The 11,973-nt window shown below is 64.5% G+C and carries 11 protein-coding genes; 7 read left to right on the top strand and 4 right to left on the bottom strand.

Features of this window, described 5'->3' with window-relative positions; genetic code table 11:
• Window position 1: 1 nt before the first annotated feature.
• From U1R88_RS08845 to U1R88_RS08835, 3 genes are read right to left on the bottom strand one after another with little or no spacing between them, the layout of a single operon-like run.
• Complete coding sequence (locus U1R88_RS08845) at window positions 2-1,594, bottom strand: acyl CoA:acetate/3-ketoacid CoA transferase (protein WP_322430909.1); 1,593 nt, start codon at window positions 1,592-1,594, stop codon at window positions 2-4.
• A 4-nt stretch (window positions 1,595-1,598) separates the two neighbouring features.
• Window positions 1,599-2,621 (bottom strand): Gfo/Idh/MocA family protein, encoded by a 1,023-nt coding sequence (locus U1R88_RS08840; RefSeq protein ID WP_322430908.1) that lies wholly within the window; start codon window positions 2,619-2,621, stop codon window positions 1,599-1,601.
• Window positions 2,621-3,679: a LacI family DNA-binding transcriptional regulator gene (locus U1R88_RS08835; protein WP_322430907.1), complete on the bottom strand. Its 1,059-nt coding sequence runs from the start codon at window positions 3,677-3,679 to the stop codon at window positions 2,621-2,623. The genes U1R88_RS08840 and U1R88_RS08835 overlap by 1 nt, the downstream gene beginning before the upstream one ends.
• 331 nt (window positions 3,680-4,010) lie before the next feature.
• On the opposite strand from U1R88_RS08835, the gene U1R88_RS08830 reads away from it, so the two are divergent.
• The 5 genes from U1R88_RS08830 (at window position 4,011) to U1R88_RS08810 (ending at window position 7,894) form a co-directional block, all read left to right on the top strand.
• A complete protein-coding gene (locus tag U1R88_RS08830) occupies window positions 4,011-5,174 on the top strand; it encodes a dihydrodipicolinate synthase family protein (RefSeq protein ID WP_322430906.1) in 1,164 nt (387 codons plus the stop codon).
• Window positions 5,175-5,257: 83 nt separating this feature from the next.
• The gene (locus U1R88_RS08825; protein WP_322430905.1) at window positions 5,258-5,833 is read left to right on the top strand and encodes a Yip1 family protein; all 576 of its coding nucleotides are present in this window, start codon (window positions 5,258-5,260) and stop codon (window positions 5,831-5,833) included.
• 75 nt (window positions 5,834-5,908) lie between these two features.
• Window positions 5,909-6,862: an iron exporter MbfA gene (gene mbfA / locus U1R88_RS08820; RefSeq protein WP_322430904.1), complete on the top strand. Its 954-nt coding sequence runs from the start codon at window positions 5,909-5,911 to the stop codon at window positions 6,860-6,862.
• Between the two features lie 115 nt (window positions 6,863-6,977).
• Window positions 6,978-7,694 (top strand): aldolase, encoded by a 717-nt coding sequence (locus tag U1R88_RS08815; RefSeq protein WP_322430903.1) that lies wholly within the window; start codon window positions 6,978-6,980, stop codon window positions 7,692-7,694.
• A complete protein-coding gene (locus U1R88_RS08810) occupies window positions 7,691-7,894 on the top strand; it encodes a hypothetical protein (protein WP_068286156.1) in 204 nt (67 codons plus the stop codon). The genes U1R88_RS08815 and U1R88_RS08810 overlap by 4 nt, the downstream gene beginning before the upstream one ends.
• Before the next feature lie 220 nt (window positions 7,895-8,114).
• Here U1R88_RS08810 and U1R88_RS08805 read toward each other — a convergent pair whose 3' ends face one another.
• Entirely contained in the window at window positions 8,115-8,279 is a 165-nt protein-coding gene (locus U1R88_RS08805) for a DUF1127 domain-containing protein (protein WP_082979645.1), read from the bottom strand.
• 334 nt (window positions 8,280-8,613) lie between these two features.
• Between U1R88_RS08805 and U1R88_RS08800 the strand changes: the two genes are divergently transcribed.
• Window positions 8,614-9,522 carry an ROK family protein gene (locus U1R88_RS08800; RefSeq protein WP_322430902.1) on the top strand — a complete coding sequence of 303 codons (909 nt, stop codon included), beginning with the start codon at window positions 8,614-8,616 and terminating at the stop codon, window positions 9,520-9,522.
• Complete coding sequence (locus tag U1R88_RS08795; RefSeq protein WP_322430901.1) at window positions 9,519-11,915, top strand: glucan 1,4-alpha-glucosidase; 2,397 nt, start codon at window positions 9,519-9,521, stop codon at window positions 11,913-11,915. The genes U1R88_RS08800 and U1R88_RS08795 overlap by 4 nt, the downstream gene beginning before the upstream one ends.
• Window positions 11,916-11,973: the final 58 nt, after the last annotated feature.

Here is an 11,973-nt window from a genome sequence, read left to right as displayed (position 1 = left end):
TTCACGCCTTCCCTCCCCCCAGATCCAATCCGATCGGCTCCGGCCGGAACAGCGCGGCATCCATTGTCTTGAGATCGTCGGCGACACCAAGCGGGAACTCGGCCTGGGCCAGGACATCGCTCTCGAGGTCGACGCCGGGCGCGATCTCCGTGACCACGACCCCCTTGTCGGTCAGCTTGAGCACGCAGCGCTCCGAGACATAGGTGATGTCCTGGCCCTGCGCGACGGCGCGGCGGCCGGAGAAGGAGACGTGCTCCACCGCCTCAACCAGCTTCCTGACCTTGCCTTCCCTGGAAATCACCAGCGCGCCGTTTTCGACGGCAAGGCCGGCGGCGGCCGTGAAGAAGCCGGAAAAGATGATGCGCCGAGCCCGGGCCGTGATGTCGACGAAGCCACCCGCTCCCGCCGTCACATGCGGGCGCACGCCGAGCTTGGAGACGTTGACGCTGCCCTCGCGGTCGATCTGCAGGAAGGAGAGCAGCGAAGCATCGAAGCCGGCGCCCTGGAAATAGGTGAACTGATAGGGCGAAGGCATGATCGCTTCGGCATTGGAGGCACAGCCGAATTGGAAGTCGAGCAGCGGCACGCCGCCGACGGCGCCCTGCTCGATCACCCAGGTCACCTCGCCGTGCCGTCCCTCCTCGATCAGGATGCGCGGCACATTGGCGGAAATGCCGAAGCCGATATTGACGGCATCGCCATGGCGCAATTCCTGCGCCACCCGGCGGGCAATCACCTTGGAGACGCCGAATTCGGGGATTTCGAAGCTCGACAGGGGGCGGAAGATCTCGCCCGAGATCGCCGGCTCGTAGGGCGTCTGCGTCGTTTGCATCTGGTCCGGCGCGACGACGATGGCATCCACCAAGACGCCCGGCACCAGCACGTTCTGGGGCTTGAGCGTGCCGCTCTCGGCGAGGCGCTTCACCTGGGCAATGACGATGCCGCCATTGTTGCGTACGGCCAGCGCCTGGTCGAGCGGGCCGAGATAGCCGCCTTCATGCTCATAGGAGAGATTGCCGCGCTCATCGGCCGTGGTGGCGCGGATGATGGCGACCTCGGGCACGATGGTCTTGAAATAGAGCCAGTCCTCGCCGTCGAACTCGACCTTGCGCACGATCGGCGTCTCGGCCGCCCGACCGTTCATGGCGCAACCTTCGCGAGCCGGATCGACGAAGGTGTCCATGCCGATCTTGGTGAGCACGCCCGGGCGCTTGGCAGCCGCCTCGCGATGCATGTCGAACAGGATGCCGGAGGGGATGTTGTAGGCGGGGATCTCGTTGCCGGTGATCATCTTCCAGATCGCCGGCGGCTCGGCCGAAGAGGGGCCGGACGGATAGGAACCGCCGAGGATGCGGGCGAGCAGGCCTGATTTGGCGATATGATCGACGCCCTTGATGCCCCACATGTCGCCGGCCGCGATGGGGTGCAACGTGGTGAGGTTGCGCGGGTGCCCTGTTGCATCGAAGCGGCGGCCGATGGCGGCGAGCATCGCATCCGGACAGCCAAGGCCGGAGGAGGAAGAGACGGTCACGACGGCATTGTCGGGGATGAGCGCGGCAGCCTGGTCGGCCGAAAGGATTTTGGGGAAGGCCATCGGATCAGAGCCCCGGCTCGACAGCGACTTCGCGGCCCGTCTTGGCCGATTTCAGCACCGCCAGGGCCAGTGCCATCGAGCGGATGCCATCTTCGCCGGTGGCCGACGGCGTGCCCTTGCCACGAACGGCGTTCTGGAAATTGGCGACGCTGCGGACATAGAGGTTTTCCGGCTCGAAGGGCAGCTTGTGCTCGCCGGACGCATTGCGCAGCACGACCTCGCCGACGGGCTTTTGCGTCATGCAATTGGTGCCGATCAGGGAGCCTTCGGTGCCATGCACCTCGAAGCCCGTATTGGCATAGGCAGTGGTGAAAGCGTCATGGAACTGAGCCAGAAGCCCGCTCTCGAAGCGCACCACGCCCATGACGCCGTCCTCGATACCTGTGCCTCCCATGCCGCCCTGCTGGGTGAAAGCGGTTGCCGCCACCGGCTCCTCGCCGAGCACGAAACGCAGCGTGTCGGCATCGTGCACGGTGATGTCCATCACCACGCCGGAACCGGCCTTGGTATCCTTGATGCGCCAGCCCTGCAGGTGGGGCGGCAGATAGACGGCGTGGAAGACCCGGGCGAACAGCGGCTTGCCGATCTTGCCGGAGGCGACGGCCTCGCGCATGGCGCGGAAGGCAGCGGCATTGCGCAGATGGTGGTTGGTCGCCATGACGACGCCGGCTTCCTTGCAGGCGGCGACCATGCGGTGCGCATCGGAAAGCTTGAGAGCCAGCGGCTTTTCGCACAGCACGTGAATGCCGGCCTTGGCGGCTGCCAGGGTCTGCGCCTTGTGCTTTTCGTTGGTGGTGGCGATGTAGACGGCATCGATATCCCTAGCGAGCAGGGTCGCAAGGCTCCGGGTTGAATGGGGAATGCCGTTCGCCTTGGCATAGGCCTTGCCGCGCTCGGCATCCGACGACATCACGCTGACGACGTCGCCGCCCGTCTCGCGGATGGCGCCGATCATCCATTCCCTGGCGATCGTCGTGGCGCCGACGACCCCCCAGCGCAAGCCTCTTCTCGCCGCTTCCCGGGCCATTATGCCGTCTCCTTCAAGATAGTACGTCCGTGCGCGCCGCAGGATTCCCGCACGACCAGACGGGTCGTGCCGATGAAGGACATCGCTTCGGGATCGGCGCCGTCGATCAGGCCGAGCAGGCTGCGGGCCGCACGTGTGCCCATGATCCTGGTATCGGCATTGACGGTGGTGAGGGGCGGAGCATTGTGCTCGGCCTCGACGATGTCGTCGAAGCCGATCACGGCAAAGTCGATGCCGACACGGATGCCGCGCAACCCCAGGGCGCGGGTCGCCCCCATCGCCACGATGTCGTTGTAGCAAAAGGCAGCCGTCGGCTTGTGAACGCTCGCCAAAGCGGCGGCGATCGCCTCGGCGCCGCCAGCGCGTGTCGGCATCGCCTCGAAGATCAGTTCGTCGCGCAGCGGCAGGCCCGCAGCGATCAGCGCGTCCCGATAGCCGGAAATGCGCTCCTTCTGGGTGGTCATGGTGCCGAAGCCGCCAAAAAAGGCGATGGAGCGATGGCCAAGATTGATGAGGTGGCTCACCGCCTCGCGCGAGCCGGTGCGGTTGTCGGGGCCGATATAGGGCAAGGTACTGCCCTCGACCCGTCGCATGGTCAGCACCATCGGCAGTGAGCGCGGCAGGGTTTCGGCCAGCGACCAGACATCGGTGCCCCGTGCCGGGCTCATGATGATGCCGGCAACCCCATGTTCGCGCAGGGATTGCAACACGCGGGTCTGCCGCTCGACGTCTTCGTTGGTGTTGGCCAGGATGGGCACGAAGCCCATATTGTGCAGCCCGTCCTCGATGCCGACAGCAAGCTCGGTGAAGAAGGGATTCATCAGGTCTGAGATCACCATGCCCACGAAGCTCGAACGGGCGGTGCGCAGGCTCGCGGCCGAGCGATTATAGACATAGCCGAGCTGGTCGATGGCCCTGATGACACGATCGCGCGTAGCCGACTTGACGAGGGGAGACCCCTTGAGCACCAGCGACACGGTCGATTTCGACACGCCGGCAGCCCTGGCAATATCGACGATCGTCGTGGCCCGGCTTACGCCGCGCTTGCCTCCGCTCATCCTTGCGCTCCCTCAGCCAGCCTCTTGAACCGGGCCAGTGGGTGGTATTTTTGGAACGTTCCTACAGCTGTGTCAATACCGCTTTCGAATGTGCAGGAACCCATTGATACAAAAGAATAAATCTTGTCTTAGATGAAATATTCTTGACTTTGGAACGTTCTAATAGCCTTGCTTATCCCCAAGGCCGCGGCGCCTCGGCCATTTTTCACCGGAATCCTGGGACGATGTGTTGGATCCTGCTTTGCAGCAGATTCCCCGCGAGATCCCGTCATCGGGTGAAAATTGCCGGCGCATCGAAGAAGCCGAATAAGAGAGGAACGAGGAGAGGCCGATGAGTGCACTGATATTGCCAACCGTCGAAGGTGGCCTGGAGGCCTATCATTACGGGCCGTCCTCGCCCTATCCCCTCGTCCATTCCGGCAATTTTCCACGCATTCTCTACGCGGCCGCCCATGTCGTCGCCGATCCTCGCCGACTGGACGATCCCTGGCGCAGGCCGGCGATCGATTGGGACGCAACCTTGCGTTTCCGGCATCATCTGTGGGGACTCGGCTTCAAGATCGCCGAGGCGATGGACACCTCCCAGCGCGGCCTCGGCCTGGACTGGCCCGGTGCCGCCGAGCTGATCGAGCGCTCCCTGGCCGAGTCCCGCAGCGTGCCCGGCGCGGACCTGGCCTGCGGCGCCGGCACCGACCAGCTCACTCCCCAAGCCGCCTCCACGCTCGACGACGTCATCCGTGCCTATGAGGAACAGATCGCCCATGTCGAGAAGCATGGCGGGCGCATCATCCTGATGGCGAGCCGGGCGCTGTGTCATGTCGCCAAGGGCCCCGACGACTATCTCGCCGTCTATGGGCGGCTGATCGAGCAGACCCGCGACAAGGTCATCCTGCACTGGCTGGGCGAGGCCTTCGACCCGGCTCTGGCAGGCTATTGGGGCTCGCAGACCTTCGAACCCGCCATGCAGACGGTGCTGGAACTGATCCGCAGCCATGCCGGTAAGATCGACGGCATCAAGATCTCCCTTCTCGACGCCGGCAAGGAAATCACCATGCGCCGGCTGCTGCCGGAGGGCGTGGCGATGTATACCGGCGACGATTTCAACTATGCCGAACTGATCCAGGGCGATCTGCAGGGCTTCTCGCATGGATTGCTCGGCATCTTCGATCCGATCGCACCGGCCGCCGCCGCCGCGATGGATCGGCTTTCCGCCGGCAATGACGAGGGCTACCGCATCATCCTCGATCCGACCGTGACCCTCGCCCGCCGCCTGTTCGAGGCACCCACCCAGTTCTACAAATCCGGCGTAGTGTTCCTGGCCTGGCTCAACGGCTTCCAGTCGCATTTCCGCATGGTGGGCGGCGCCGAATCGGCCCGCGGCATCGCGCATTACGCCGATATCTTCCGCCTGGCGGACAAGGCCCAGCTCCTCGTCGATCCCGAGAAGGCGGCCCATCGCATGAAGCTGCTCTGTGCCCTCAACGGTATTGGATAACTCTCGAGGCACCCGCGACGGGCCATGACGATGCCGCGCCCCATGCTATGCAGGGGGAGCGATCGATCGGAGGTGTCATCATCATGGTCATGGATGTCGTGGCGCGGGCGCGAAACCTGTTGTTGTCGCCGTCGGCGGAATGGCGAAATATCGCCGCCGAGGCGACCAGCGTCGAGCGCATCTATCGGGACTATGTCCTCTACCTCGCCGCCATCGGGCCGGTCGCCGGCTTCATCGGCACCTCTCTGATCGGCATCGGCGGCGTTCGCATCGGCCTGGTCGGCGGCCTCGTTCTGGCCGTCCTGCGCTACGTGATCACCCTTGCCATGCTCCATGTCATGGCGATCGTGATCGACCGACTCTCTCCTCATTTCGGCGGCAGGTCCGACTTCCTCAGCGCCTTCAAGCTCGCTGCCTACAGCATGACGGCGGCCTGGCTCGCCAACATCTTCACGATCGTTCCGGCCCTTGGACTGCTCGCCATCGTCGGCCTCTACAGCGTCTATCTCCTGTTCGTCGGCGCTCCCGTGCTGATGCGGATCCCCACCATGAAGACGCCGATCTATACGATCGCAGTGGTGCTAATCGGCCTGCTCCTCAACTTTCTGGTGGGTTCGATGCTGACGGCATTGCTCGCGCCGCCCGTCTTCCCGGGATGAGGGATTTGGCTCGACAGGAACCGGCGGGCAGGATAGAAGGAGTTTAATTTAGAATTATTCTAATCTGAGTTCGTCATGAAACGCTTTTCCGACCTGAACGAGGCCGAAATCCTGGCGCTCGCCATCTCCAACGAGGAGGAGGATGCGCGCATCTACCTGCAATTCGCCAACCGCCTGCGCGCCGATTTTCCCGGCTCGGCCAAGATCTTCGAGGCGATGGCGCAGGAGGAGCACGGCCATCGCCACCGCCTGATGGAGACCTATACCGCCAAATTCGGCGACACCCTGCCCTACATCACCCGCCAGGACGTCAAGGGGTTCCTCAAGCGCAACCCGATCTGGCTGCTCGACAATCTGCGCATCGAGACCGTGCGCGAGCAGGCCGAGGCGATGGAACTGGAGGCGGCGCGCTATTACGCCAAGGCCGCCGAGCGGACTCATGATGCCGAAATCCGCACCTTGCTGGCCGATCTCGCCGAAGAGGAAAAGCGTCACGAAAGCCTGGCCGAGTCCCTGGAATCCAAGCTGCCCGCCGATCTCAAGCGCAGCGAGGACGAGACCTCCCGGCGCCTGTTCGTGCTGCAGATCGTGCAGCCCGCCCTCGCCGGCCTGATCGATGGCTCGGTTTCCACCCTCGCCCCGATCTTCGCCGCCGCCTTCGCCACCATGAACTCCTGGGACGCCTTCCTGGTCGGCCTGGCCGCCTCGATCGGCGCCGGCATCAGCATGGGTCTGACGGAGGCGCTGTCCGACGACGGCGAGATCACCGGGCGTGGCCATCCCTGGGTGCGCGGCGCCGCCTGCGGCGTGATGACCACCGTCGGCGGCCTCGGCCACACCCTGCCCTATCTCATCCCGGACTTCTGGGTGGCGACCGGTGTCGCCGGCTGCGTGGTGGTGCTGGAACTCATCGCCATCGCCTGGATCCGTACCCGCTTCATGGCCACGCCCTTCACGTCGGCGATCGTGCAGGTCGTCCTCGGCGGCATCCTGGTGCTGCTCACCGGTATCCTGATCGGCAGCCAATAGGGCCCTGGCAAGCCGGCTCTTTCCGGTGCAATGCCCAATGCGGCAACATAGCCGTTGCCGTTCGCCCGGCATCACGGGATAAGAAAGCTTTCCATCCCGTGATCGGACAAATGCAATGCCTGATATCGACGTCTATCGCCGCGAACTCGCGGCCGCTTTCCGCCTCGCCGCGAAGTTCGACTTCAACGAGGGCATCTGCAACCATTTCTCGGTGCAGGTCCCCGGCGCCGAAGAGCGCTATCTCTTCAATCCCTATGGCGTCCACTGGTCGGAGATGCGCCCGGCGGATCTTCTCCTCGTCGATGGACAGGGGCAGATCCTGGAGGGCGAAGGCGAACTGGAGGCGACGGCCCGCAACATCCATATTGCCGGTCACCGCGCCAATCCGCGCCATCTTTGCCTGCTGCACACCCATATGCCCTGGGCCACCAGCCTCACCATGATCGAGGGGGGCCGGCTCGAAATGGCCCATCAGACGGCAGCCCGCTTCTACGGCCGCACGGCGTATAACGACGAATTCGGCGGCTTTGCCTCGGGCGAGAAGGAAGGCGAGCGTATCGCCAGCTCCGCCAAGTCGGACCAGAAGGCCGATATCGTCTTCCTGGCCCATCATGGCATCATCGTCGGCGGCCCGTCCGTCGCCACCGCCTTCGACGACCTCTACTATCTCGACCGCGCCTGCCGCCAGCAGGTGCTGGCCATGTCGACCGGCCGGCCACTCAAGCTCATTCCCCAACAGGTCATCGAGAGCACCGCGCGTGAATGGATGAATGTGCTCGATCACCAAGCCAAACTGCATTTCGAGGCGCTGATGCGGATCGACGGCCTGTGACGACCCTGCGCTGGGTCCGGATTCGCCAGAACGCCAGGGCGGAATTGTGGAAGCTCGACAAGCCGCTGCCCGAAGGCGGCGTGGCAACCTTCTATCGCGGCCGGCTCTTCGAACAGAAGGGTGGCGAGCGGGTTAAGCTGGACGAGGAAACCAAGTTCACCGAGGCTGAACCGGCCTTGGCCTGGTTCGAACGCCAATAGAGCTCCGGGACCGTTTGCGCATCGCACGAGCTATGCGCTGAGCGTGGATGCCTGGCAGAGGCGCTCCGCACAGCCGATGGGTTAGTCATTGCGGCTCTTCGCAGGTGCAGCATGGCCTGTCCTGCTGTTCTGCAGGGAATCGGCGCGAGCAACAACCAAAGAAAAAGCCGCCGGGAACCATCCCGGCGGCTTTGCATTCCGTAACGGACGCTAGGCTCGATTAGCGAGCGGCGCCGCGAGCGATTTCCTCGATACGGCCGCGGAAGATGCCGAGATCAGCAAGCTCGCGGTCATCAAGAGCCGAGAGAGCCTGGAGGGTACGGCGATAATTGCGATAGGCCGTGAAACGAGAAGCGATCGAAGAAACAAAACCGAAGAGAACCATGACACTTACTTTCCAGAGAGATTGATTTGTTGCAGTGCATATACTCCTCTTTTGCACCGCACGGTAAAAAATCGCACAGACTGGCGCGTATGCCCGGTATGCGGCGGCTGCATGGATTTTGTGCATAGCGCTTAGCAATAGGGCAACATTCTGCCTCAATCGAATGCCGCCGGCCCGATCCGAGGCGGATTCCGCCTCCGAATTGCCGCAGGGGTAACCGAGCTGATAGGATCACCACCAAAATAAAGCCGGCAACACAAGCCAGCCACAATTGCGCCTTTCCATCGACGAAGCCCGGTAGAACTGGGATCGCCGTCAATCAGGGAGCCTGCCCGTGGCCAAGGAGACATCCGACATCCTCGCCATCGACATTGGAGGCACCGGCCTCAAGGCGGCGATCATCAATCCGAGCGGGCAGATGCAGGGGGAGCGGGTGCGCGTTGCCACGCCCCATCCCTGCCCGCCCGATCTGCTGGTCGAGACCCTGGCCGAGCTGGTCGCGTCCCTCCCCGCCTATAGCCGCATCTCGGTGGGCTTTCCCGGCCTGGTGCGGCATGGCCGCATCCTCACCGCGCCGCACCTCGCACCCGATGGCTGGGACGGCTTTCCGCTCGGGCAAAAGCTTGCCGCCCGGCTCGGCAACAAGCCGATACGGCTGATCAACGATGCGGAAGTCCAGGGCCTCGGGTTGATCAAGGGCAAGGGCATCGAGCTTGCCTTGACGCTGGGTACCGGAGCGGGCACGGCCGTGTTCCGCGACGGCGAGTTGATGCCGCATATGGAGCTGGCTCATCACCCCATCACCCGCACCAAGACCTATGACGACTATATCGGCGAGGCGGCACGGGAGAAGATCGGCAACAAGCGTTGGAACAAGCGGCTGAAACACGTCATCGACGTGCTCTTCGTTCTGTTCCACTATGACCACCTCCATCTTGGCGGCGGCAACACCAAGCATGTGAAGCTCACTCTGCCGGCCAATGTCACGCTCGGCTCGAATGATGCCGGCCTCGATGGCGGTGCCGCCCTCTGGCGCCTGAGGAATTTCCACGAATCCGAGGAAGCGCCCCAACCGTCTGCCAGGACAAGGACGTCTTCCAAGGTCAAGGCGCCTTCCAAGGCCGGAACACCCGCCAAGGCCAGGACACCTGCCAAGGCCAGGACACCTGCCAAGGCCAGATCACCGGCCAAAGCCAAGATACTCACCATGGCTAAGCCAGCCGGCAAGAAGACTAGCGCATGAGCGAAACCGCCCCACCTCCCGGAGCCCCGGGCGTCGAGCCCCGCTGGACCTCGGCCGCTAAGAGCGGAATCGGCACCGCCGGTTCCGCGTCGAGCCGAGTCTGGTTCGCGCTCAGCCACGGCATCCTCAACGAGATCTATTATCCGCGCATCGACCTTGCCTGCATCCGGGATTGCGGCCTCCTCGTCACGGCCGCGGACTATTTTTCCGAAGAAAAGCGCGATGCGGACGGCGAGATCCGCATGGAGAGCGACGGTACGCCAGTCTTCGAACTCGTCAACACGGCGAAGGACGGGCGCTACCGCATCCGCAAGACCATCCTGGCCGACCCCTTCCGCGACAGCCTGCTGCAGGACATCCGGTTCGAAGCCCTGAAGGGCGAGGCCGAGGATTACGGCCTGCATGTGCTGCTGTCGCCGCATCTGGTCAATCAGGGCAGCCACAACACCGCCTGGGTCGACGACTACAAGGGGCATGGCCTGCTGATGGCCAGCGGCAGCTATGGCTATTCGCTCGCCCTCGCCGCCTCGGTTCCCTGGCAGGACCGCTCGGCCGGCTATGTCGGCTTTTCCGATGGCTGGCAGACCCTCAAACGCGGCGAAGGCGTGAATTCGGCCTGGCTCCGCGCCGAGAACGGCAATGTCGCGCTGAGCGGCACGCTCGACCTTCGCGGCAGCCAGGGCCGCGTGCTGCTCACCCTCGGCCTCGGCCTGCGACCGGAGGAAGCAGCCCTCAACGCCATCGCCAGCCTGCAGCAGGGGCTCGAGCCCGCGCGCCAGCGCGTACGCGCGATCTGGCAAGGCTGGCAGGCCGGGCTCGAGGATCTCGACCATGTCAGCCCCGCGCGTGGCACCAGCTATCGCACCAGCACCGCCGTGCTTGCCGCCCACCGCACCGGCGCCTTCACGGGCGGCGCCATCGCCAGCCTGTCGACGCCCTGGGGCTACAACAAGGGCGACAACGACCTTGGCGGCTACCATCTGGTGTGGCCGCGCGACCTGGTCGAGACGGCCGGCGGCTTCCTGGCGGCCGGCAGCCCGGCCGACGCGCGCGGCATCCTCGACTATCTCGCCGCCATCCAGGAAGGCGACGGCCACTGGGCCCAGAACAACTGGATCGACGGCCATCCCTATTGGGACGGCATCCAGATGGACGAGACCGCCTTTCCCATCCTGCTCTTCGACATGCTGGTGCGCGCCGGCAGTCTCGATGCCGCCGAAGCCAGGCGCTTCCTGCCGATGGTGGAACGCGCGGCGAGCTTCGTGCTGCGCAATGGCCCCGTCACCGACGAAGACCGCTGGGAAGAGGACGCCGGCTATTCGCCCTTCACGCTTGCCGTGGAGATCGCCGCTCTGCTCGCTGCCGCCGATGCCATGGACGCGGCGGATCGTCCGGATGCCGCCACACTGCTGCGCGAGACGGCCGACGCATGGCATGCCGAGATCGATGGCTGGACCTTCGCCACCGATACCGAGCTTGCCAGGGCGCTCGACATTCCCGGCTATTATGTCCGCATCGGCCCCGGCGACAGCGAGGATGGCCCGGGCCTCGGCGGTACTGTCGCCATCAAGAACCGCTCCGCCCAGGAGGCCGTGCTCAGCGCCAAGATGCTGCTCAGTCCCGATGCCCTCGCTTTGGTGCGCTTCGGCCTCAGGGCCGCCGACGACCCACGTATGGTGGCGACCGTGAAGGCGATCGATCACCTGTTGAAACGCGACCTGCCCAATGGGTCCTGCTGGTATCGCTACAACAATGATGGCTATGGCGAGCATGAGGATGGCTCCGCCTTCGACGGCACCGGCGTCGGCCGGCTCTGGCCGCTGCTGACCGGTGAAAGGGCGCATTACGAACTCGCCGCAGGCCGGCCCGAGGAAGCCCGGCGCCTGCTGGCCGCGCTCGAAGCATCGGCAGGCCCTGGTGGCCAGTTGCCCGAGCAGATCTGGGACAGCGCCGACCGGCCGGAGCACGAACTCTTTCTCGGCAAGCCGACCGGTAGTGCCATGCCGCTGGTCTGGGCCCATGGCGAGCACATCAAGCTGCTTCGTTCGCTGCGCGACGGGACGGTGTTCGACACCCCGCCTCAGACGGTCGAGCGCTATCTGACCCGCAAGATCGTCAGCAACCGCCGTTTCTGGCGGCTCAACCACCAGCGCCACGCCATCGCCCCCGGCCAGATCCTGCGCATCGAGCTTGCCGACCTCTCGGCCATACGCTGGAGTTTCGACGGCTGGGCGAGCCACGACGAGGGCCGTACCCATGACGCCGGCCTGTCCCTCCACGTCCTCGACCTGCCGACCTCTTCCCTGGCTGATGGCAGCGAGATCCGCTTCCGCCTCGCCCCGATCGGCGGCCCGTGGCTGGAGGAGGACTATCTGGTGACGGTCAAGGCCTGATCGGCCACGCCTGCGGCCTTGCGGCGCAACAAGCGAAAAAATATGTCAGCATTATTGA

It is taken from the genome of Labrys sedimenti, assembly GCF_034424805.1.
Lineage (GTDB): Bacteria > Pseudomonadota > Alphaproteobacteria > Rhizobiales > Labraceae > Labrys > Labrys sedimenti.
Note: the sequence above shows the minus strand (reverse complement) of the source record. Positions and strands in the feature narration are given on the sequence as shown.

Bases quoted from the DNA above. Each gene is read 5' to 3' on its own strand.
- U1R88_RS08845 (WP_322430909.1), bottom strand. From the start codon at position 1,594: ATGGCCTTCCCCAAAATCCTTTCGGCCGACCAGGCTGCCGCGCTCATC.
- U1R88_RS08840 (WP_322430908.1), bottom strand. From the start codon at position 2,621: ATGGCCCGGGAAGCGGCGAGAAGAGGCTTGCGCTGGGGGGTCGTCGGC.
- U1R88_RS08835 (WP_322430907.1), bottom strand. From the start codon at position 3,679: ATGAGCGGAGGCAAGCGCGGCGTAAGCCGGGCCACGACGATCGTCGAT.
- U1R88_RS08830 (WP_322430906.1), top strand. From the start codon at position 4,011: ATGAGTGCACTGATATTGCCAACCGTCGAAGGTGGCCTGGAGGCCTAT.
- U1R88_RS08825 (WP_322430905.1), top strand. From the start codon at position 5,258: ATGGTCATGGATGTCGTGGCGCGGGCGCGAAACCTGTTGTTGTCGCCG.
- mbfA (WP_322430904.1), top strand. From the start codon at position 5,909: ATGAAACGCTTTTCCGACCTGAACGAGGCCGAAATCCTGGCGCTCGCC.
- U1R88_RS08815 (WP_322430903.1), top strand. From the start codon at position 6,978: ATGCCTGATATCGACGTCTATCGCCGCGAACTCGCGGCCGCTTTCCGC.
- U1R88_RS08805 (WP_082979645.1), bottom strand. From the start codon at position 8,279: ATGGTTCTCTTCGGTTTTGTTTCTTCGATCGCTTCTCGTTTCACGGCC.
- U1R88_RS08795 (WP_322430901.1), top strand. From the start codon at position 9,519: ATGAGCGAAACCGCCCCACCTCCCGGAGCCCCGGGCGTCGAGCCCCGC.